The sequence below is a fragment of the Bradyrhizobium sp. CCBAU 51745 genome (assembly GCF_028128715.1).
Classification (GTDB): Bacteria; Pseudomonadota; Alphaproteobacteria; order Rhizobiales; family Xanthobacteraceae; genus Bradyrhizobium; species Bradyrhizobium manausense.
The window spans coordinates 296919-319728 of the sequence record NZ_LBJP01000092.1 but is presented as its reverse complement, the minus strand read 5'-3'; the positions used below and the strand labels follow the sequence as shown (position 1 = coordinate 319728).

The following is a 22810-nucleotide window of genomic DNA, read 5'->3' as shown; positions in this document are numbered from 1 at the left end:
AACCACGAGAAGCATATCTAGGTTTCACCACAATAGGTTAATACGTGTCAAAACCGGAGAACTACGGCACCCGAAGCGAAGAACAAGATGCCGACCTATTCCGGCTTGAAGTCGGCGCGGCGCTTGTACCGACCGAATGGCGGCGGTGCGAGGGCGGTCATCCCTCGCGCCGGCGACGCACGACCAAGGTCAACGACTTCGCCAAGAGCAAGCCGATCGAATGGTTCGAGCGTGCTGCTTGATATGGCAATCGAGATTCATCGAGATCCGCGCCGATGTTCGCATCATCACCGCACCCTCAGTAACCGCGACGACGATCGACCAAGCCCGGCAGGGCTTCGCCGCGACGGTGACGGGCGATGGTGTCGAGCACGTAGTCGACGGCCGTTTCCGGCTTCGTCGTGCTGGCGATGTGCGGCGTCAGCAGAATGCGCGGATGGCTCCAGAATGGATGGCCCGCAGGCAGCGGCTCCGGCTCGGCGACATCGAGCACGGCGGCCGACAACGCCCCGCTGTCGAGCGCCGCGATGAGATCGGCCTCGACCAGATGGCCGCCCCGGCCGACATTGAGCAGGCGTGCACCACGCGGCAGACGCGCGAACAGATTTGCGTCGAGGATGCCGCGCGTCTCCGATGTCAGCGGCAGCAGGCAGACCAGAATGTCGGTCTGCCCGAGGAAATCCGCCAAGGCGTCCGCGCCCGCATAACAGGTGACGCCGTCGATGCTGCGCGGTGAACGGTTCCAGCCGAGCAGTGAGAAGCCGAACGATTTGAGCCGATCGAGCACGGCCAGACCGAGCAGACCGAGCCCCATCACACCGACACGCCGCTCGCTCGCGTAGATCGCGGGGAGCTCGCGCCAGACCTGCTCGCGCTGCTGGCCGATAAACTGCACGAGGTCCCGGTGCAATGCGAGCACCGACATGCAGGCATATTCGACCATGCGATCGGTGATGCCCGGCTCCATCATGCGAACCAGCGGCACATGCGGCGGCAATTTCGTGAAGTCGAACTGGTCGACGCCGGCGCCAACCGAGAACACCAGCTCGAGATTCGGAAAGCTCCGTGCGATATCGTCCGGCGGCACCCATGCCACGAGATAGCGCACATCGGCCGGATCGCCGATGTCGGGCCAGAGCCGGAACGGCACGTCGGGCGCGCGCTGCGCGAACAAGCGCGCCCACTCCGCGCCGCGCACCAGATTGGCCTTGTAGAGAACCGTCATGCCGCGCCTTTAGAACGGGCTGACCGGCGCGAGCCGCCGGCCGTCGATCATGCGCTTGTGGCTATAGGCGGCGGGATCGACCAGCGGCGTCGCACCCGTGACGAGGTCGGCGGCGAGCTTGCCGGCGGCGGGGCCGATGCCGAAGCCGTGGCCGGAGAAGCCGGTGGCGAGGAAGAAGCCCGGCAGCGCATCAACCGGCGAGATCACCGGGATCGTATCCGGCGTGCAGTCGATGGTGCCACCCCAGGCCTCCGCGATCTCGATGTCTTTCAGCTCGGGGTTCGCCTTGATCAGCGAGGCCAATGCCGCGCTAACCAGCGACATGTCAGGCGCGGGATCGCGCACGCGCTCGGTCTCGAACGGCGACGGCTTGTCAAAGCTCCAGCTGGTGCCGCGCATGATCTGGTCGAAGAACGACTTGCCGAATGACAGCTTCAGTCCGCCCTTGCGATGCTGATAGGTCGGCCAGAAAGTGCGCGCGTAGCGGAATAAATCGGGCGACAGCTCGACCGTGCCGCGGTTGCGCAGCGCCAGCGTGAAGCCGCCGTCGAGGCGGCGGCGGATGCAGTAGAGATCGGTGCCGAGCGCGCCCGAGGTGATCTCCGGCGCCGGCGTGGTCCGGCACGCCGTGGCATTGACGAGACCGATCGGAAGCTCGATGCCATGGCGGCGGCAGAACAGCGACGACCATGCGCCGCCCGACAGCAGCGCGGCTTGGGTGCGAATGGTGCCCTTCTCGGTGACGACGGCGCTGACGCGCCCGCCTGTCGTCTCCAGCCCGCGCGCGGCGCAGCCTTGATGGATGGTGACGCCGTGCTTGCGCGCAGCCGTCGCAAGCGCCGGCACCGCCATCGACGGCTCGGCGCGTCCGTCGCTCGGCGTGTGCAGGCCGCCGACCCATGTGTCGGTATTTCCCGGCATGCGCTCGGCAACCTCGGCCGGCGTCAGCACGGTCGAGTGCACCTGCATCTCGCGCGCGACGGCGGCCCAGCGCTCCCAGCCGGCGAGCTCGTCCTTGTTCTTGGTCAGGAACAGCACGCCGGTGCGGCGGAAGCCGGCATCGACGCCGGCATCGTTCTGCATGTCTTCCCACAGCCGCAAAGCTTCGCGCGCGAGCGGAATCTCCTCGCGCGCACGGCCCTGCTGACGGCACCAGCCCCAATTGCGGCTCGATTGCTCGCCGCCGACATGGCCCTTCTCGACGAGGGCAACGGAGAGCCCCTTCTTCGCCAGATGATAGGCCGCAGAGACGCCGATGACGCCGCCGCCGATGACGACGACGTCAGCCTGCGCCGGCAGACGCTCGTCGCTGCTTATTCGGTTGAGCGGCGGGGACATGATGCACTCCTGGAAGGTCAGTTCGAACGATCACACCTCAATACAGCTGTCAATCGCATTGCTTGTATGCACGCCCTTCGCGCCAGACCGGTTCGCCCCGGGGGTGAACCCAAAGGAAAGGCAGGAGGACGACACTACCTCAAATTGCCCCTCGACGCCGCCGCGCGGAGTCTGTAGCTCACATCAAGCGGCAGCCGGGACCGGGTGGCCGGTGCGGTTGTCGTCTTTGGTGTGGGAGCATGAAACTCAGGGGGCTTCTGACATTTGCGATGGCCGCGCAGTCCGTCGTGACCGCCGCGGCTCTCTTTGTCTCCTATGCCGTGGCCGGCAGCGGTTTCGGCGCTGCCCAGATCGTTGCCCTGCTCGCAAGCGGCGCAGTTGCGGTGCTGCTCGCCCGCATTTGCGCAAGCAGCATCGCGACGTCACAGCGCCAACGCCACACCGCCGAACTGGCGGAGCAGGCGCAGGCGCGCACGGGCAGCGCGCAGATGACGCAAGCCATCATCAGGACCGCGCTCGACGCCTTCATTCAGACCGACGACACCGGCATTGTCCTGGAGTGGAGCCTGCAGGCCGAGGCCCTGACCGGCTGGTCGCGGCTGGAAGCTCTGGGTGCCGACGTGGTCGAGTTGCTCGTCGCCGAGCCGCTGCGCCCAGGTTTCAGGCAGCGCATGACGCGCATCCTGCCGGAACTCCGCGATACGCCGATCGGCATCCGCTTCGAGGCAAACATCCTGCACCGAACCGGCGACGACATCCTGATCGAGGCGTCGAGCACCGCGCTCCGCATCGGTGACCGCTCCGTCATCAACGTCTTCGTCAAGGACGTGACGCAAAAGCGCGCGGCGGAGGAACAGCTGATCCAGTCCCAGAAGATGGAGGCGGTCGGCCAGCTCACCGGCGGCATCGCGCACGAGTTCAACAACATGCTCACGGTCATCACGGGCACGATCGAGATCCTGGCCGAGGCCGTGAAGGACAATCCGCCGCTCGTCTCCATCACCAAGCTGATCAGCGAGGCTGCCGACCGCGGCGCCGCGCTGACCTCCAGCCTGCTGTCGTTTGCGCGCAAGCAGGCGCTGCAGCCGGCCGAGATCGACGTCAACGATTTGCTCGAGGAGCTTTCAAAGCTGCTGCTGGCGACGTTCGACAAGAAGATCGAGATCGTGCGCAAGCTCGACGGCAATGTCTGGCTCGCCTACGCCGACCGCGGGCAGCTCAGCGCGGCGCTGCTCAATCTCGCCATCAACGCCCGGGACGCGATGCCGGAGGGCGGCCGCCTGACGCTGACGACGCGCAATGTGGTGTTCGGCGTGCGCGAGGCCGTTGCGGTCGGCGCCGGCTACGCCGGCGACTATGTCGAGATCGAGATCATCGATACCGGCACGGGCATCCCGCAAGCGCACGTCGAGCGGATCTTCGATCCGTTCTTCTCGACCAAGGAGGTCGGCAAAGGCACCGGCCTCGGGCTCAGCATGGTGTTCGGCTTCGTCAAGCAGTCCGGCGGCGGCATCAAGGTCAAATCCGAGGAAGGCCGCGGCACGACCTTCACGATCTATCTGCCGAAGGCCAAGACCAGCGCGTTGCGTCCCGCAAGCTATGATGCGCGCAAGATCGTGGGCGGCACCGAGACCATCCTCTGCGTCGAGGACGACCGCGACGTCCGCCGATACGTCACGGTCCAGCTCGAGAGCCTCGGCTACAAGGTCGTCCCCGCCGCCAACGCGACCGAAGCGCTTGCGATTGCGGCGAGCGGCACGCCGTTCGACCTGCTGTTCACCGACATCGTGATGGCCGGCGGCATCAACGGCCGCGAGCTTGCGGACCGGATGGTGGCCGCGCGTCCGTCGCTGCGGGTGCTGTTCACCTCGGGCTACGCTCACGATTCCCAGCACGCGCCGGGAAGTGCGACCACGGGCGCGCCCCTGCTGGCAAAACCCTACCGCAAGGCCGAACTCGCACGCATGCTGCGCCGCTCGCTCGACACCGCCGTCGATGCCGCGGGGGATGCGATCCCGACGCCCTATTCGGTGCAGGCCGATCTCGAGGGCTTCCTGCGCAGGCAGGCGGCCGAGGACAGCGCCACGCGATCCCGAAAATAGATCTGCCCTCTCGCTAAAAGCGCGATGAGATCGGTTTGAATCGTCATCACGCTTTAGCTCTTTGTTTGAGCATGATCTCCGCGCAAACGCGTTCCGCTGATGTCGCGAGGGAAAACCGCTTCGCACTTTTCCGGATCATGCTTTAACTCAGCCGCCGTCGCAGCGTTGCCGACGGTGTCTCGCCGAATTTTTCGCGATACGCTCCGGCCATGCGGCCGAGATGCGTGAAGCCGAGATCGAATGCGATGTCGGTGATCGAGACGTCGAATGACGCCCTCGCGAGCCGGGCGTGGAGACTGGCAAGCCTGATATCGAGCAGCATCTCCGAGATCGACATCCCGAAGTGACGGCGGAAGCCGAGCTGAAGCGCACGGATGCCGATGCCGGACGCGCAGGCGAGCTGCGCGAGATCGAGCGGCTCATCGGCATTATCAGCAAGATAGTCCCGCGCAGCGCGGAGCGCGCGCGGCAGGCGCTCGGCCTGACCCGAGAACGTCGTGATCGCATCCGACAGGCCGTGCCGCTGGCCATTGAGCAGACGATCGAGCAGCACCTCGCGCCATCCGGCCATCGACGTCGGTGAAAGCCTGCCAGACGGTCCCAGCCGTTCGGCAAGCGTCATCAGCTCGGCAAGGCTGGCCTGCAGATGCCGGCCCGACGGTGCGCTCAGGTCGATCACGGGATCGAATTCGACCGCGGCCGCCGCCCTGCCCGACAGCGCCGCGGCACGCTGCTCCACCATGCGGCGATCGAGCAGCAAGATCGCTTGCGCACAGTCACGCCACGTCATCTGCGTTGCGATCGTCGGCGACAACAGCGAAGCAATTTTGCCGGGCGCGACGTCGAATCCGCTGGCACCTGCGTGAATATGGGCACTGCCTGTGAGCGGGACCTGGACAAGAAAGAAGCGATCGAGGCAGCCCGGATCGATGCTGACGGTCCCGCCATAGCCGACATAGTTGATGGAAAAGCCGTCGAAGGCTGCGCAATTGTGCCGGGCCGAAAATCCGGACGCACGGGCCTGCGCCGGCCTGAGATCGTGCGGACAGAAAATACGACCGATCTGTTCGGCCGCTTCGTCGACATCATCGGTGGTGACGCGAGCGAACTCCGCAAGCCGTTCGGCTGCGGGCGCCCTTGCGCTGATTTCCAGCACGGCTGCGGACATGATCGACCACGCTTCGCGTCGCGGAATTGCTTTAAGCCTATAATAGTTCCGGGGATGCGAAAAGGGCCGTGTCGCAAATTCGCCGTGCTGCAGGGCAATAGCCACGGCCGGATTCGTTTAGCGGATAGACAGCCGCTCGCGTCTGGCTGAAGCTCCATTCTCGCCGGTATCCAACAGGAGGCGAGCATGACTGCACTCGAAAAGGGCATTACTGCAAACGGCACGGGCTACGGCGGCAAGAGCTGGAACATCCTTGGCCAGGTCTACTTCCCCAAGGCCGTCACCGACTCCACCTTCGCGTTCGAGACCAACAGCGATCCCGGCCAGTTCGTGCCGGTGCATATCCATCCGACCCAGGACGAATTCATCCTGGTGCAGGAAGGCACGCTCGACCTCAAGCTCGACGGCGTCTGGGTCAAGGCCCATGCCGGCGACCTCGTGCGCATGCCCCGGGGCATTCCGCACGGCTATTTCAACAAGTCAGACAAACCGTGCCGCGCGCTGTTCTGGGTCTCGCCGATGCAGAAGCTGGAAGCGCTGTTCAACCAGCTGCACAATCTGACCGACCCGGCCGAGGTCGTGCGCATCTCGGCGCTGCACGAGGTCGACTTCCTGCCGCCCGAGGCCAACGACTAGGCGCCCGCCTCCTCGTTCACATTCACCTGCCTGCAGCCCCGCCGGCCGCACCTTGCGGCCGAACGTGGCCGCTCGCGCGCAAAACACAACGATTGCGAGCCATCCCATGGTCAGCCCCAAGCATGTCTGCGTGATCGGCGCCGGCGTCTCCGGCCTCGCCACAGCGAAAGCCTTCTCCGCCCGCGGCCACCACGTCACCATCGTCGAACGCAGCGCCGATCTCGGCGGCGTCTGGGAGCCGGCGCGCTCCTACCCGGAGGTGCAGACCCAAAGCCCCAAGGATCTCTACCGCTACACCGATCGCGCCATGCCCGAGACCTATCCGGAATGGCCGACCGGGCCGCAGGTCCATGCTTATCTTGCCGACTACGCGAAAAGCTTCGGTCTCGACCGCATGCTGCGCCTCAATACGACGGTTTCGGGCATGGCGCGGCGCACCGACGACAGACCGGGCTGGACGCTCGCCCTGTCGGGCAAGGATGGCGCGACCAGCAACGAGGATTTCGATTTCGTCGCTGTTTGCACCGGGCAGTTCAATGAGCCGCGGGAGCTGCATTGCCCGGGCGAGGACGGCTTTCTGGCAGAGGGCGGCCAGATCCTGCATTCGTCGAAATACGGCGATGCCACGCTTGCGAAAGGCCGCCGCGTCGTCGTGCTCGGCGGATCGAAATCGGCGACCGACATTGCTGTCAACGCGGTGAAATCGGGAGCGCGCGAGGTCACCATCGTGATGCGCGAGCCGGTCTGGCGCATCCCCTATTTCATCGGCGGGCTCGTGAACTTCAAGCGCATCCTCTATATCCGCGCGCAGGAGGAGATGTTTCCGGGCTGGGGCCTCGGTGCGATGTCACGGCTCGCGTACCGTCTCGCTGCGCCCGTGATCTGGGCGAACTGGCGCGGCCTCGAGAGCCTGTTGAAAGCGCAGCTCAAGCTTGGCAAGTGCAAGATGGTGCCGAAAGAGCGGATCGAGGATGGCGTCAACTGCTCGGTGCCGATCGCGACGCCCGGCTTCTACCCGATGGTCGCCGACGGCCGCATCAAGGCGGTGTTCGGCACGTTCGATCATTATGAAGGCGACAGCATCGTGATGAGCGGCGGCGAGCGCATCGGTGCCGACGTCGCAGTTCTCGCGATCGGTTACAAGCTCGGCGTGCCCTTCCTTCCCGAGGCCTATCAGCAAAAGCTGGTCGATGCGGACGGGCAGTACCGGCTCTACCGCCTGATCGCCAACCCCGACCTGCCCGACCTCGGCTTCGTCGGCTTCAACTCGTCATTCTGCACCGTGCTCTGCGCCGATCTCGCCGCCAACTGGCTGGTGCGCTATGCCGATGGACGGCTCGCGAAGCAGCCGACGGAGCGAGAGATGCGCGACAACATCGAGATGATGCTGCACTTCAAGCGCGTGGAGCGACCGGCCGCCGGCGTCTATGGCGGCCTGTGTGTCGCACCTTATCACTACCGGCATTTCGACGAGCTGATGGCCGACATCGGCGCAAAGACCCGGATGCGCGGCGGGCTCAAAGGACATTTCCTGCCGCCCGATGCCGATGCCTATGCAAAATTCCTGACGACGGCACCAGCGTATCAGGCAGCGGATTAGTTGGTGATGTGGGCCTCCTGGACCGCATGATTGAACATCGCGTTCAGCGCCGCCGTGATGTCGGCAGGTGTGTTCGCGGTGTAGAAGAAGCCCGGAGAGGCACAGTTCTGCAGGCTGGCCGGAATATTCGGGATGTTCCAGTTGGCGTAATCGTCCTCGTCGCCGGCGAAGGACGTGTTGACCGGATTGATCTTCTGATAGGGGATGTACAGCACGGAGATGATGATGCCGCGGTTCTTCAGCGGCGTGCACGACGTGGCCGGGTTTATCGTGGTGGCATGGTTGCTGCCCGACCAGGACCCGTTGGGAACGCCCTTGACCTGCGGATCCTGCGCGCCATCGGTGACGAGGAAGACATAGGGCAGCGTGTTGTTCCACGCGCTGCCGTCGCCCACACTCGTGATCAGCGTGTTCACGCTCGACAATGCCGTGTCGATATGCGTGCCGCCCGAGCCGAGGCTCGCATTCATGTTGGTATCGAGCAGCGTCGCCAGATTGGCCGCCGCATAGTTGATCGTCGACGGATTGGTCGTCGAACCGTTGATGCTGCTGGTCAACGGGAAATACGAGTACAGATAGCGAATGAAAGGATAGAGGCCGATGCGGAACTGGTTCGTCACCCTCGCCGTATTGTTCGCCGTGACGAACAGCTGGTTCACCGCATAGCCGACGGCGTCAAGCCGCAGCTGGATGCAGGAATCGGTCCCGTCGGTCGGGCAGTTCGCCACCGTCGCGAGATTTGAGTAGAGCGAATTCGGCAGTCCGGAGACGATCGAGGACGGCAGCTGAACGCCCATGGGATTGGTGGCCTTGGGGCTGAGCAGGCCCCTGTACCCACTCTGACTGACGCGCGAGATCGCGTAGCCAAGGCAATAATTGTTGGTGGGATAGCCTTGCGTGCCGGAATCCGTGCAGGCACTGTTCTGCGGCGAGAAATGGCAGGCCAACGTGCAGCCCGTCGGATATTGCCGGTAGTTGTCGGGATTGATCGACTGCATGCGCTGGGCTTCCGCGGTGGTCGAGGGAAGGCCCATCGAGCCCGAGACGTCCAGCGTCAGATAGAAATCGAGATACAGCGGCAGCGTCGTGGACGAGGACGAACTGCCGGTTACGGTCAGCTTGTGGTAGCCGAGAAGCTGCATGAAGGTGACGGGGACGTCCGCGCTGAATTGCACGGACGCCGACAATCTCGATCCCGATTTGGTGACGGTGCTCGTCAGACCCAGATTGGTGTAGCTGTTGGCGAACCCGGTGACGTTTCCGTTGAAGATGTTGTTCGCTTCCGTAACGCCGGCGGCAACCGATCCGTTCGACGTCATCGCCATCGCGGCGTTGTACCCGGCCGAGTTGACCGAGATCGAGGCCACGCTCGCCGCATCCGCGGAACTTTGCAGCTTCGCCTTGATGCGCGTCGCCATGCTGTAGTCGATGGCACATCCGATCGACGCAATGAGCGGCACGAGCGCGATTGCAAAGATGGCGACGACGTTCGCACGGGAGTCGCGCTGCCATCGCGACAGGAGCCGGCCAAGGCGCTGTACCATTCCAAAATCCGGCATTGCCAAGCCTTCTCGACGGTTCGCGGAAAAATGATTGACAGGAGTCAAAAGGGTCACGAGACGAAACAGTCGCCGGGACCAGCGCTTGGTTAGCGAAGATGATAAACTTCGCGTAAAAGGCCTCGCGTAGCCCCCGGGACATGACGGTACATTGTGCAGGTCGGGCGCTACCGAATCGTAAAGTTGTGCGGTGAAAAGTGGGCCCATTCCTCCTCCCGGCCACCCCTCGCCAACCCGCATCTTTGGGGCTTACGATCTCCACGGAAGCCGAATCGGCAGGCCCGGGAACCTCGCGATGCGAACACGATGTTATGCCGCCGCTGCGGCGCTGGCCCTGTTCCTCATAACGCCCGCTTCGGGACAGGGCGCACCGACGCCGGCGCAGTCGGAGGCATCAGCCGCTTACGAGCACGCGCTCGGTGAGTTCAAGTCGATCCTTGCCGAGCGGCGCCGCCAGATCGAGACCAAGCAGCCGCTGCCGAACCTGCCGGGCCAGGCGCTCTATCTCGCCCGCGTCGCTGTGATCAGCACCTACAAGGATCTGACCGATGCCATGCCGTCGCGGATCGGCCAGCCGAACAAGTTCGGGATCCCTCCGGCCTATTTCGACGCCGCGATCGAGCCGCTGGTCGACGAATATGCTGATATCTTCGAGATCATGGAGGCGCCGCCCGCGAGCGCTCAGAATTCGCCGACACCGTTCAAGGACGTCGTCGATCTTGGCACCGCGATCGCGCGCGCCAAAGGGCTTGCGCCTGCTGACGCCGAGGCCGCGGGCCGCATCAGCCTCGGACTCTTCTATGCCGAGACGAACGGCAAGCAGAACGTCCGCAACGCACGCTCGAATACCTATATGGGCAGCCTGCAGACCGGCCCCTCCGAGGACCGCAACGGCCAGCGCAAATGGGAGGCGATCAAGGGCACGATCGCGGCCATCGATCCAGCTTTGAACGCGCGCGACGACGAGGAAGAGGCGCGGTCCCGCGGCACCGACCGCCGTTTCAATCACTGGACCAACGTCCGCGACGGCCTCATGAACGCGCATGCGGAGCTGTTTGCCGAAATCCCCGCGATCGTGAAGACGCTGCCCGATCCGATCGAGCAGATGAAGCTGTTCGAGCTGATCCAGATCATCCCGACGCCGACGCGAGCCGCGCTGAGGTCCGGCGATCTGCTGAACTACAGGGTGTCCAATCCCACCATCATGAAACACTTGCGCAACAACAGCGTCTTCGCCTTCGGCAAGGTCGACCGGGCGCGGAGCTCGGCGACCTTCCGCGAGATTTTGGGCGCGATGTGGCTGTTCAAGCGGAAGTTCGACAAGGCGATGGTGAAATATGCGGAGATCAGACCGCGCTAGATCGTCTGCGAGTCAGTTTATCCAGTCCAATCCAGGAATGTTCAACTATGCTCACCGTCTATGGCGAAGGCCGCGGCTTCCGTGTTGTTTGGCTGCTTGAGGAACTCGGATTGGCTTATCGGCTGCGCCCGGTCGATCTGCTCGCAGCCGAGGATGACCGAGATTTCCTTGCGGTCAACCCCGCCGGCTTCATTCCGGTGCTGCAGGACGGCGACACGATCATGGTCGAGTCGATCGCGATTCTTGAGTATCTGCTCGCCCGCCACGGCCCGAATTCGCTTGCCGTCGCCCCCGATGATCCTGCCTTCGCACCTTATCTGCAATTTCTCCACTTGGGCGAGGCCGGGCTCGCCGGGCCGATGAATGCAGTCCTTATCGGTCGCCAGCTGGCGCCGGAAGCCGAGCGAGGCGCCCGGGTAACCCGCTGGGCAGCCGAGACCTTCGAGAGCCGGCTTGGGTTGGTCATCCGTCGCCTCGCGGATTGCCGCTATCTCGTCGGCGACCGATTCACTGCCGCCGATATCTCGGTGAGCTACGCCCTCCTGCTCGGTCTGCGAACGGGCAACTACGTCCCCGGTCCGACCGAGCGGGACTATCTCTTGCGCACGACGGCACGTCCCGCCTACGCCCGAGCGATGGAAAGCTGCCAGGCCACCAAGGCTTGGGCGGCGAGATCACCGGGATTGTAGTGCTCGCTTCATCGGAGAGAGCGTTCGTTCTCCACCTTGTAGCCGTCGGTCAGCGTTTTCAGGAAGCGACGATGGCGGCTCCGTCCTGTTCCGTCATCGCCGCCTTGTCGAAATAGTCCGGATCGCTTGCCAGCGAGCGCGGCGTTGCGCGGCGCGCCGAGCGCCTCCTATTGGTGGTCGGTGAAGAGCGGCGGCAGGCCATCGCGGGACGGCCGAGGCGTGACAACCGGCGGCGGGATGCGCGCGCAGCACCATGTCGACCGTTGTGGGTGCCGCCACAGCGGACTACACCATGGCTATGGTGTTCCACGAACGGAGATTTGTTGCTAGCCTGCCGCACCGACAGACGATCATCAGGGGCCACCGAATGACTTGCGCGAATCCCGCTCGACTCACCGGACCGTGGAGACGTCTCTGTCTGACGCTGACCGCGACAATGGCCGTGGTTGCGCTCGCCGGCTGCGAGGACAAGAACGCCTACGTGGCGCCGCCGCCCCCGAAGGTCGATATCGCCACACCCATACAGCGCCCGGTCACGCGCTATGTCGAGGCTACCGGCAACACCGCGCCGATCAAGAGCGTCGATCTCGTCGCGCGCGTGCAGGGTTTTCTGCAAACGATCGACTACACCGACGGCACCTTCGTCAAGCAGGGCACCCAGCTGTTCACGATCGAGCCCGAGACCTACAAGCTGAAGCTCGAGCAGGCGCAGGCCGCCGAGGCCGGCGCGCAGGCCTCGCTCAGGCAGGCGGAAGCTGATTTCAAACGACAGGCGGATCTCGTGCAGCGGCAGGCGGTCTCGCAGGCGACGCTGGAGACGTCGACATCGACCCGCGACAACGCCCAGGCCAATCTCCAGCAGGCCCAGGCCAACACCAGGATCGCGGAGCTCAACTACAGCTACACCAAAGTGAGCGCGCCGTTCGACGGCGTCGTCAGCGCGCATTTGGTCTCGGTCGGCGAGCTGGTCGGCGCCTCCTCCCCGACGCAGCTTGCGACCATTGTTGCCATGGACCCGATCTGGGTCAACTTCACCGTCAACGAGCAGGACGTGCTGCGCATCCGGGCCGAGGCGCAACGCCGCGGACTGACGGTGGCCGAGCTCAGACAGTTGCCGGTCCAGGTGGGCCTCCAAACCGAGACCGGCTATCCGCATGAAGGCCACCTCGACTACGTCTCGCCGACCCTCAATACATCAACCGGCACGCTCGCCGTGCGCGGCGTCATCCCCAACGACAAGCGGGTGCTGCTCCCGGGCTATTTCGTCCGGGTCCGCGTGCCCTTCGACCAGGACAAGGACGCCCTGCTCGTTCCTGATACGGCGCTCGGCAGCGACCAGGGCGGCCGCTATCTGCTGGTGGCCAACAAGGACAACGTCGTCGAACAGCGCAAGGTGCAGATCGGCCCAACCGACAATGGCCTGCGCGTGATCGAGAGCGGCCTGCAGCCTGACGACCGCGTGGTCATTTCGGGCCTGCTGCGCGTGATCCCGGGCCAGAAGATCGATCCGCAAGAGACCAAGATCGAGCAGCCGCAGGCGTCTGCCAAGTGAGGGGCCGCCAGCCATGATCTCAAAGTTCTTCATCGAGCGGCCGGTCCTCTCGAACGTCATTGCGCTGCTGATGATCCTGATCGGTGGCGTGGCGCTGTTCAACCTCGCGATCGCGCAATATCCCGATGTGGTGCCGCCGACGGTGCAGGTGACGACGCGCTATCCCGGCGCCAGCGCCAAGACCGTGATCGACACCGTCGCGCTGCCGATCGAGCAGCAGGTCAACGGCGTCGAGGACATGCTCTACATGCAGTCCTACAGCGGCTCCGACGGCACCTACACCCTGACGGTGACCTTCAAGATCGGAACGGATCTGAATTTCGCGCAGGTGCTGGTGCAGAACCGCGTTTCCAGCGCGCTATCGCAGCTGCCGCAATCGGTGCAGAACCAGGGCGTTACCGTTCAGAAGAAATCGACCTCGATCCTCTTGTTCGTGACGCTGACCTCGCCGGACTCCCGGTTCGACAGTCTTTTCCTGAGCAACTACGCCACCATCAATATCCGCGACGAGCTGTCCCGCCTGCCCGGCGTCGGCAACGTCACGGTGTTCGGCGCCGGCCAGTATTCGATGCGCATCTGGCTCGATCCGAACAAGCTGCAGGCGCGTGGACTCGTGCCGCAGGACGTCATCCAGGCGATCCAGCAGCAGAGCCAGCAGGTCTCGGCCGGACAGGTCGGCGCGCCGCCGACACCGCCGGGACAGGCGTTCCAGTACACGCTCAACGTCAACGGCCGGCTCGAAGACACCAGCCAGTTCGAGAACATCATCGTCAAGACCGGGACCAGCGGCGACGTCACGCGCGTGCGCGACGTCGGCTGGGTCGAGCTCGGCGCGCAGACCTACAGCCAGATCTTCTCCCTCAACAAGCAGCCCGCGACCGGCATCGGCGTGTTCCAGTCGCCCGGCGCCAACGCGCTTCAGGTCGAGCAGGCCGTCGAGAAGAAGATGGTCGAGCTCGCCAAGCGCTTTCCGGAAGGCATCAAGTACGACACGCCGTTCGACACCACGAAATTCGTCAACGCCTCGGTGCACGAGGTCTATATGACCCTGATCGAGGCCGGCCTGCTCGTGCTGGTCGTGATCCTGGTGTTCCTGCAGGACTGGCGCGCGATGCTGGTGCCGGCGACCACGGTGCCTGTCACCATCATCGGCGCCTTCGCCGCGATGGCGGCGCTCGGCTTCACCATCAACATGTCGACGTTGTTTGCGATCGTGCTCGCGATCGGCATCGTCGTCGACGACGCCATCGTCGTGGTGGAAGGTGCTGCGCATAATATCGAGCAGGGCATGAACGGGCACGACGCCGCGATCAGGGCGATGGACCAGCTGTTCGCGCCGATCGTCGGCATCACCCTGGTGCTGATCTCGGTGTTCCTGCCCGCCTCGTTCCTCGCCGGCCTCACCGGCCGCATCTATTCGCAATTCGCGCTGGTGATCGCGGCGACAGCGCTGCTGTCCGCCATCAACGCGGCAACCCTGAAGCCGACGCAATGCGCGCTATGGCTGCGGCCGGCGGTGCCGCCGGAGCAGCGCAATTTCTTCTACCGCGGCTTCAACGCCGTCTATGACAGGGTCGAGCGGGGCTACACGCGGCTGATCACGTTTCTGGTGAAGCACGCGACCGCCTCGGTCGCATGCGCGCTTCTCGTGATCGGGCTCAGCGGCTACGGCCTGTCGCGGGTGCCGACCGGCTTCCTGCCGATCGAGGACCAGGGCTATTTGATCGCGGCCGTGCAGCTGCCCGACGGCGCCTCGCTTGAGCGAACCCAGAAGGTGCTCGACCGCGCCGCCGACATCATCAAGGACACGCCCGGCGTCCAGCAGGTCATCACCATCGCCGGCATCTCCGCGCTCGACAACAGCGCGAGCCTTGCCAATGCCGGCGTTGCCTACATCATCCTGAAGGACTGGTCCGCGCGCGGCAAAGGCGAGGATCTGCGCTCGCTGGTCTACGGCCTCAACGACCGGGTCTCGACCATCATGGAGGCGCGCACGCTGGTGCTGCCGCCGCCGCCGATCCAGGGCATCGGCAATGCCGCCGGCTTCTCGATGCAGGTCGAGCTGCGCGACGGCAACAGCGATTTCGCCAAGCTGCAGGCCATCACCGGCGCCATGGTCTCCAACGCCCAGAGCCAGAGCGCGCTGCAGCGGGTCTCGTCCTCGTTCCGCTCGGCGGTGCCGCAATTCAATGTCGAGATCGACCGCGTCAAGACCCAGACGCTGCATGTGACGACGGACGCGGTGTTCTCGGCGCTGTCGACCTATCTCGGTTCGTCCTATGTCAACCAGTTCAACAAGTTCGGCCGCGTGTTCCAGGTCTACACGCAGGCCGATCCCGCATTCCGCGTCACCGAGCGCGACATCGCCAACATGCAGGTGCGCAACCAGAACGGCGACATGATCCCGATCGGCACGATCGCCACCATCACGCCGGTGACCGGCCCGTCGCTGATCAGCCTCTACAATCTCTACCCGTCCTCCACCATCGTCGGCCTGCCGGCGCAGGGCTATTCATCCGGCCAGGCGCTGCAGCTGATGGAGGAGATCGCCGACAAGACGCTGCCGCCGGGTACCGGTTTCGAATGGACCGCGATGTCCTACCAGGAGAAGGCGGTCTCCAACCAGATCTACTGGGTGTTCGGCCTTGCCATGCTGCTGGTCTATCTCGTGCTTGCCGGCCAGTATGAGAGCTGGTACGCGCCGATCTCGGTGATCCTCGCCGTGCCGCTGTCGCTGCTCGGGCCGATGCTGATCCTCTCCGGCCTCAAGATCGACAACAACCTCTATTGCCAGATCGGCCTGATCCTCCTGATCGCGCTGTCGGCCAAGAACGCGATCCTGATCGTCGAGGTCGGGCTCGAGCTGCACGGGCGCGACGGCAAGCCGGTCATCGAATCCGCGATCGAGGCGGCACGCGCCCGCTTCCGTCCGATCCTGATGACCTCGTTCGCCTTCATCCTCGGCGTGGTGCCGCTGGTCCTCGCGACCGGCGCCGGCGCCAGCGCGCGCAAGTCGATCGGCATCACGGTCTTCTCCGGCATGCTGGCCTCGACCTGCCTCGCGGTGCTGTTCGTGCCGGCCTTCTTCGTGGTGGTGCAGCGGTTCGAGAACTGGCGCGAGTCAAGGAAGGCACCGAAGGCCGCACCGGCCGTGGAGGTGAAGTCCTAGGACGGTTTCAGCAACAGCGCGAAAAACAACCCCATGCACAGTAGGGATGGGGTTGAAAAAGCAGAATAATTTCGCTTTTACAGAAAAAGGGCTTGTGCCGTCGGGCAAAACACTGACATAGTGGCATCGTGGGTGGTGTGCGTGACGCGACGACCGCGCGCCCCTCTCTCCGTCATTGCGAGCGCAGCGAAGCAATCCAGAATCCCTCCGCGGAGGTAGTCTGGATTGCTTCGTCGCAAGGGCTCCTCGCAATGGCGATTATCTGCCAGTTCACAAGGCTACCAAACTGCGAACAATGGTTGTGTTGCCAAGGGAGACCAAATGGACCAGACGGAAGTTGCATCGGCTTTGTCTTGGTTAGGCTGGCTTGAGCTAATCAAGAGAGTTGGTGGATTTATGGTTATTGCCGGTGTTGCCATTGAGGTTGGCGGCGATTGGATCAGCGGGCCGTTCCACAAAAAAGTCGAGGACGCGCGCCAGCTTGAACTAACCACATTGAACAACGAAACAGCACAGCTCTCGAAAGAGGCCGAAACTGCACGGAAAGAGACAGCGCAGGCGCAATTACAATTGCAACAATTGCGATTCCCACGGGGGCTCGATGCCGACAAACTCAGGGATGGGATTAAAGAGCTTCCTCCGCAGTTTTTCGAGGTTCTGTATGATCCCAGCGCCGCTGACGCAAATAGCCTCGCGTTCGGTATTTTCGTGGCCCTACATATGGTCAGTTGGAAGACAGACCAAAAGTTGCCTGCTCCACTGGTCCCACGGCAGGGACCGATTGAGCTAAGAGACGTATATCCGCTGTTGCCGCTGACGCAGCAAGCCGGTGGCCAAGCCTGGGGACTTAGCGTGGTAACGAAAGGGCCTATCGATGACGATGCTAAGACACCCGAAAACGCACTAATTCGCGCTCTGCTCGACGCGGTCTCAGGACCGATACAGATAGTCTCACATGGCAAAGACGAGTCGATGCCAGCGGGCAAAATACGGATCATCGTCGGCCCCAAGCTTCCATAGCTGGGACCAACGCCACAAAAGAATGCGCCTCCGAGACACAACAACAAGCGTGGCTTGCTATCGTTGTCGACTGCCGGATAATCGCCCTCGCAATGACGACGGAGAGAGCGGTGGTCGCAACGCCTCCTGGCGGCAATGACTCACACGTCGACGCGGAAGCCGACCTCGATCACCGCATCGTGGGGGATCTTGAAGAAATCGGGCGCGCGGCTCGCGACCCGGTTCAGGAACGAGAAGATGCCGAACGAGAGCGGATCGATCGTCGACCCGGCCTCGCGGCGGACGATGGTCTCGTGGGCGAGATAATAGTTCTTGTGCTCGAGATCGGCGTCGAAGCCGAGCTTGTTGCAATTGTCGAGCGTCAGCGGAATGTCCGGCGTCTGCATGAAGCCAAGCCGGACCTGGATGCGATAGAAGCCGCGTCCCAGACGATGCACCGAATGCCGCTCGCCGAACGGCACCCGCGGCCGGCGATCCGAGACATACGTCAGCAGCACCACCGTCTCGTGCAGCACACGATTGTGCTCGATGTGGCGGAGCAGCATTGGCGATGCCCCATGCTCGACCTTGGTCAGCCAGACGCCCATGCCCGGCGCGCGGCCGATCACGGCATTGTCCGCATAGCCAAGGAATTCCTTCAGCGGCATCGACATGTCGTCGAGGCGATGCCGCACCGCCGACGAGCCCCTGCGCCATGACAGCATCAGCGCGGCGATGAGCGTACCGACCACCAGCGGAAACCAGCCGCCCTCGACGATCTTCAGCGAGTTGGACACCAGGAAGGTCGCATCGATCGCGCCGAAAACTGATATCACCGGCAGCGCCAGCGCACGCGTCCATTTCCAGCGCGAGCGCGCAACATGATAGAGCAGGATCGTGGTGATCAGCATGGTGCCGGATACGGCGATGCCGTAGGCGGCGGCGAGGTTCTCCGACGAGCGGAACATGATCACCGTGAGCAGCGTGCCAGCCATCAGCAGCCAGTTTGCGGCAGGCACGTAGATCTGGCCGGCTTCGTCCCAGGAGGTCGGCGTGATCCGCGCACGGGGCGCCAGCCCCATCTGCATCGCCTGCCGCGTCAGCGAGAACACACCTGAGATCAGCGCCTGCGAGGCGATGACGGTGGCGAGCGTTGCGAGGATCACCATGGGGATCAGCGTCCAGCCGGGCGCGAGCTTGTAGAAGGGATTGTCGGCCGCCGAGGGATCGGCCAGCACCAGCGCGCCCTGCCCGAAGTAATTCAGCATCAGCGCCGGCAGCACCAGCGCGAACCAGGCGCGCCGGATCGCGGTGGCACCGACATGACCCATGTCGGCATAGAGCGCCTCGCCGCCGGTGAGCGCGAGGAAGACGGCGCCGATCACCACGAACGAGATTTTGGGATCGGCCACGAGAAAGCGGCCAGCTTCGAGCGGATTGACCGCCAGCAGGATGGCCGGCGCCTGCCAGACATTGATCGCGCCGAGCCCGGCGATCACGACGAACCAGATCACCATGACCGGTCCAAACAGTTTTCCGATGCTCCCCGTGCCGTGGCGCTGGATCACGAACAGGCCGATCAGCACCGCCAGCGTCGCCGGCAGGATGAACGGCTCGAAGGCAGGCTGAACCAGCTTGAGGCCTTCCATCGCCGAGAGCACGGAGATCGCCGGCGTGATCACGCCGTCGCCGTACAGCAGCGAGGCGCCGATGATGCCGAGCAGGACGAGGATGGGAAGCTTCGCGCCGTCGGCGACCTTGTCGGCAGCGACCAGCGACAGCAAGGCGAGAATGCCGCCCTCTCCGTCATTGTCCGCCCGCAGAATGAACACGACGTATTTGAGCGCGACCATGGCGACCAGCGCCCAAAGAATGAGCGAGACGATGCCCGTGACCTCGGCCGCGACGGGCGCGGCGTGGCCAAGACCGGACAGCGCGACCTGGAAGGCATAGAGGGGACTGGTGCCGATGTCGCCGAACACGACGCCAAGCGCCGTCAGCCCCAGAAACCATGGACTGCCGAGATGATGGACGAATTTTGGATGCTCGCTCGCTGCCTCAAGCGGATCGTGAACCACGCCTGTCGCGGCGCGATCGATCAGGCTCCGGACCGGGAGGTCGGACGGCATATCCATGCGAGGCCTCGAGGTGAGGATGGATTCCCGTGAGGACCAAATGCAAACGGCATGCCGGGCCGGTTCCCGGTGCCTCAGGCGAGAGGCGCAACCGCATGCACAGTCGGGATGGATTCGCAAAAGCTTGAGTTATTTCGGCGATGCCGAATTTACCGCTCCACGGGCAAAACACCGGCATAGTGGCATCAACGGCGGTAGGGTGAGGTGCCGAGCCTCTCTCCTCGTCATTGCGAGCGAAGCGAAGCAATCCAGACTGTCACCGCGGAGGGATTCTGGATTGCTTCGTCGCAAGGGCTCCTCGCAATGACGGGGAGAGAGTACGCGGGATGCCGCCACACGCTCCTTCATTGCCGACGAAGCGAAGCAATCCAGTCCCCAGTCCCCGACTTTGGCACGCAGCAAAGCCTGGCGCCATGACCGGCCGCACGGCGCATCCCTCGATCGTCAGCTCTGTCTGTCCTTCTCGGTCACTTCCAATGCCGACCGGCTAACGAAGCCATAGGGCCAAGGCATTGGATCGGTCCCCCCGTACCGACTATGCAGCCTCCACGCACGGCATTCGTTGTGCGAGGCATTCGGCAGGATCGACTTGCACATGGAGGCATCGCATTTTCGATGTTCTTGTTCCAGAGCAGAGGCTAAACTCCTGGGAACAGGGAGGGGGACCAATGGGGCGTTCGCCGATTCTTGGTATCCATGGCGCGCGGGCCGGGAGTGGGGTGACTGGTCGCCCTCAGCACCGCCGATTGATCTGGCTCGCCGCCTGGTTCGCCAGAAGTTACCCCAAATCAAAGCGGCATGGTGTCGTGCCGGCGTCGTCGCCGCCCCTCGCAACACCCAGCTTTGCCGTCGCCAAAGGCGAGCGAGAACTGCGACTCGACTTCTTCCGCGGCCTGGCCCTCTGGCTCATTTATATCGATCACGTTTCACCCGACGTCCTGACCTGGGTCACGATACGCAACTACGGGTTCAGCGACGCAGCCGAAGTGTTCATCTTCATCTCCGGCTTCACTGCAGCTCTGGTCTACGGTCGCGCAACCTTCGAGGCTGGCTTCGTGATCGGGACAGCGCGCGTGCTGCGGCGGGTCTGGCAGATCTATACCGCGCATCTTCTGCTTTTCCTGGTGCTGATGGCCGAAATCGCTTTGGTCACTACGGTTGCCGAGAAGCCGGCGTTCTACATCCAGGAGATGGAGGTCGGAGACTTCTTCAAGCAACCCGGTTCCGAAATGATCCAGGCGCTGCTGTTGCGATTCCGTCCCCTGAACATGGATGTCCTGCCGCTCTATGTCGTTCTGATGGCTTTTCTGCCGTTGGTGCTGCTGCTCGCCAGATTGCACAGGGATCTGCCGCTTGCCCTGTCGGCCGGACTCTATGTGCTCATGCTCCGATACGACCTGCATCTGTCGACCTATCCGGACGGCTTCTGGTCGTTCAATCCTTATGCATGGCAGCTGCTGTTCGTGTTTGGCGCCTGGTGCGCGCTTGGAGGAGGCAAGCGACTGTCGCCGATCCTCAATTCCCGATCGGTGTTGTGGCTGGCCGTTGCCTATCTCTGCGCGGCCTTCTTTGTGACCATGACGTGGTATTTTCCGTCACTGGAGCGGGCGATCCCCGGCTGGGTGGCGCGGCTGATCTATCCGATCAACAAGACCGATTTCGACATCCTGAGGTTTGCGCATTTCCTGGCATTGGCCGTCGTCGCGCTGCGCTTCGTGCCGGGCGACTGGGCGGGGTTACGATCGGCCTGGGCGCGCCCACTCATTCTTTGCGGACAATATTCTCTTCAGATTTTTGCGCTCGGCGTCGCCCTGTCATTCGCAGGCTACGCGCTGCTCACCGAGCTTAACGCTGATATCGTGCTGCACGTGATGGTTGGCGCCGGCGGCATCTTGATCCTGTACGGCATAGCAAGGGTATTCACCTGGTACAAATGGGCGATGTCCGGGCGCGAGCGCGCCAAGACGGATACTTCCAAGCTGATTTCGCAAGATGCTTGAAAACAATTCACTCTTATTAATGGGACTGACGGACATGGGAACAGAGAGCAAGGATCGGTTTGTCGTAGAGCGAGATTTGAGGCTCGACCTTTTGCGCGGCCTCGGCCTCTGGATGATCTTTCTCGACCACATTCCGGATGACGTCGTGGCCTGGCTCACGCTGCGCAATTACGGCTTCAGCGACGCAGCCGAGTTCTTCGTTTTCATCTCCGGTTATCTCCTCGGATTCATCTACGTGCCCATCGTGGCTGCGGGCCAGTTTCTTCCGGCGTTGAAGCGATTGTGGCTGCGCGCCTGGCAGATGTACGTTGCCCACCTCCTGCTGTTCCTTGCCTTCACGGCACAGATCGCCCGCGCAGCGAGGAAGTGGGACAACCCCATGTACAAGGACGAGTTCAACGTCGCCAACTTCCTGGCGCATCCCGACGAGTTGATCGGCAAGGCGCTCACGCTGCAATACAAGCCGGTCGATCTGGACGTCCTGCCGCTTTACATCTCCCTGGTGCTGGTTTCGCCGTTCGTGGTGTGGTGCCTGGTGCGGCGCCCGAATCTGACCTTGGCAGGTTCGATCGTGCTGTACCTGCTCGCCCGCTATTTCGACTGGAACCTGCCGTCCTATCCGAAAGGAGCGACCTGGTACTTCAATCCGTTCGCCTGGCAATTGATGTTCTTTTTTGGTGCCTGGTGCGGATGCGGCGCGGTCGCTCAAATCAGCAAAATCCTTCAGTCGCGCATCGTCTTCGCGGTCGCGATCGGCTGGATCGCCTTTGCGCTGGTGATCGTGATGAGCTGGCACAGCGCTTTTCTGGAGTCGTTGATCCCGAAATGGATGATCAAGCTGATCTATCCGATCGACAAGACCGACCTCGACATGCTCCGGTTCACGCACTTTCTCGCGCTGGCTGTCATCGTCTCGCGTTATCTCAACAAGGATTGGGAAGGACTGAAGTCGAAATGGCTGCGACCGCTGGTGTTGTGCGGCCGGCATTCGCTGCCGCTGTTCTGCCTCGGCGTCTTCCTGTCGTTCGGAGTGCATTGGATGCTGGTTCAGTGGAAGCACCAGGTGATCGAGCAAATTCTGCTCAGCATCGGTGGAATGGTCATCATGACCGCTGTCGCCTGGCTTCTGGATCGCGCACAGCGGGTGCCCAATCTTTTCGTGGACGCCGGCGGCGACGAGCGCCTGGACACGACGCTCCAAGCGGAGGCCACGCCCGCGGCTCGCACTCAGCCGAGCGCCGCGTGACCTGATTCGGGGATGAGACAGGCATGCATGAG

At 63.4% G+C, this 22810-nt stretch carries 16 protein-coding genes; 11 read left to right on the top strand and 5 right to left on the bottom strand.

What is annotated here, in order from left to right; all coding sequences use genetic code 11:
- Nucleotides 1-44 precede the first annotated feature (44 nt).
- The gene (locus tag XH98_RS35985; protein WP_271621363.1) at nt 45-242 is read left to right on the top strand and encodes a hypothetical protein; all 198 of its coding nucleotides are present in this window, start codon (nt 45-47) and stop codon (nt 240-242) included.
- Nucleotides 243-298: 56 nt separating this feature from the next.
- Here XH98_RS35985 and XH98_RS35980 read toward each other — a convergent pair whose 3' ends face one another.
- Nucleotides 299-1225 (bottom strand): 2-hydroxyacid dehydrogenase, encoded by a 927-nt coding sequence (locus XH98_RS35980; RefSeq protein ID WP_271602456.1) that lies wholly within the window; start codon nt 1223-1225, stop codon nt 299-301.
- Between the two features lie 9 nt (nt 1226-1234).
- Nucleotides 1235-2563 carry an NAD(P)/FAD-dependent oxidoreductase gene (locus tag XH98_RS35975; RefSeq protein ID WP_271602455.1) on the bottom strand — a complete coding sequence of 443 codons (1329 nt, stop codon included), beginning with the start codon at nt 2561-2563 and terminating at the stop codon, nt 1235-1237.
- Nucleotides 2564-2802: 239 nt separating this feature from the next.
- Between XH98_RS35975 and XH98_RS35970 the strand changes: the two genes are divergently transcribed.
- Nucleotides 2803-4665, top strand: coding sequence for an ATP-binding protein (locus XH98_RS35970; RefSeq protein ID WP_271621362.1), 1863 nt, complete (start codon nt 2803-2805; stop codon nt 4663-4665).
- 142 nt (nt 4666-4807) lie between these two features.
- On the opposite strand, the gene XH98_RS35965 is transcribed toward XH98_RS35970, so the two are convergent.
- Entirely contained in the window at nt 4808-5833 is a 1026-nt protein-coding gene (locus XH98_RS35965) for an AraC family transcriptional regulator (protein ID WP_271621361.1), read from the bottom strand.
- 186 nt (nt 5834-6019) lie between these two features.
- On the opposite strand from XH98_RS35965, the gene XH98_RS35960 reads away from it, so the two are divergent.
- Together XH98_RS35960 and XH98_RS35955 are read left to right on the top strand one after the other, a co-directional pair.
- Nucleotides 6020-6469: a cupin domain-containing protein gene (locus XH98_RS35960; protein WP_057743125.1), complete on the top strand. Its 450-nt coding sequence runs from the start codon at nt 6020-6022 to the stop codon at nt 6467-6469.
- Nucleotides 6470-6575: 106 nt separating this feature from the next.
- Nucleotides 6576-8069, top strand: a complete 1494-nt coding sequence (locus XH98_RS35955; RefSeq protein WP_271602452.1) for a flavin-containing monooxygenase — start codon at nt 6576-6578, stop codon at nt 8067-8069.
- Here XH98_RS35955 and XH98_RS35950 read toward each other — a convergent pair.
- Nucleotides 8066-9613 (bottom strand): TadE/TadG family type IV pilus assembly protein, encoded by a 1548-nt coding sequence (locus XH98_RS35950; protein ID WP_271621360.1) that lies wholly within the window; start codon nt 9611-9613, stop codon nt 8066-8068. The two genes, XH98_RS35955 and XH98_RS35950, sit on opposite strands and share 4 nt — an antisense overlap.
- A 310-nt stretch (nt 9614-9923) precedes the next feature.
- Here XH98_RS35950 and XH98_RS35945 point away from each other — a divergent pair, with 310 nt between their 5' ends.
- From XH98_RS35945 to XH98_RS35925, 5 genes are all read left to right on the top strand, one after another.
- Nucleotides 9924-10988, top strand: coding sequence for a hypothetical protein (locus tag XH98_RS35945; RefSeq protein ID WP_271621359.1), 1065 nt, complete (start codon nt 9924-9926; stop codon nt 10986-10988).
- A 47-nt stretch (nt 10989-11035) separates the two neighbouring features.
- The gene (locus XH98_RS35940; protein ID WP_271621358.1) at nt 11036-11677 is read left to right on the top strand and encodes a glutathione S-transferase family protein; all 642 of its coding nucleotides are present in this window, start codon (nt 11036-11038) and stop codon (nt 11675-11677) included.
- A gap of 367 nt (nt 11678-12044) precedes the next feature.
- The gene (locus tag XH98_RS35935) at nt 12045-13229 is read left to right on the top strand and encodes an efflux RND transporter periplasmic adaptor subunit (protein WP_271621357.1); all 1185 of its coding nucleotides are present in this window, start codon (nt 12045-12047) and stop codon (nt 13227-13229) included.
- A 13-nt stretch (nt 13230-13242) separates the two neighbouring features.
- A complete protein-coding gene (locus XH98_RS35930) occupies nt 13243-16398 on the top strand; it encodes an efflux RND transporter permease subunit (protein WP_271621356.1) in 3156 nt (1051 codons plus the stop codon).
- Nucleotides 16399-16719: 321 nt separating this feature from the next.
- Nucleotides 16720-17418: a hypothetical protein gene (locus XH98_RS35925; RefSeq protein ID WP_271621355.1), complete on the top strand. Its 699-nt coding sequence runs from the start codon at nt 16720-16722 to the stop codon at nt 17416-17418.
- Nucleotides 17419-17558: 140 nt separating this feature from the next.
- On the opposite strand, the gene XH98_RS35920 is transcribed toward XH98_RS35925, so the two are convergent.
- A complete protein-coding gene (locus XH98_RS35920) occupies nt 17559-19532 on the bottom strand; it encodes a potassium transporter Kup (RefSeq protein ID WP_271621354.1) in 1974 nt (657 codons plus the stop codon).
- A gap of 719 nt (nt 19533-20251) precedes the next feature.
- Here XH98_RS35920 and XH98_RS35915 point away from each other — a divergent pair.
- Together XH98_RS35915 and XH98_RS35910 are read left to right on the top strand one after the other, a co-directional pair.
- On the top strand, nt 20252-21532 hold the full coding sequence (locus XH98_RS35915; protein WP_333932795.1) for an OpgC domain-containing protein: 1281 nt from the start codon (nt 20252-20254) through the stop codon (nt 21530-21532).
- Nucleotides 21533-21566: 34 nt separating this feature from the next.
- Nucleotides 21567-22778, top strand: coding sequence for an OpgC domain-containing protein (locus XH98_RS35910; protein ID WP_271602446.1), 1212 nt, complete (start codon nt 21567-21569; stop codon nt 22776-22778).
- Nucleotides 22779-22810 lie beyond the last annotated feature (32 nt).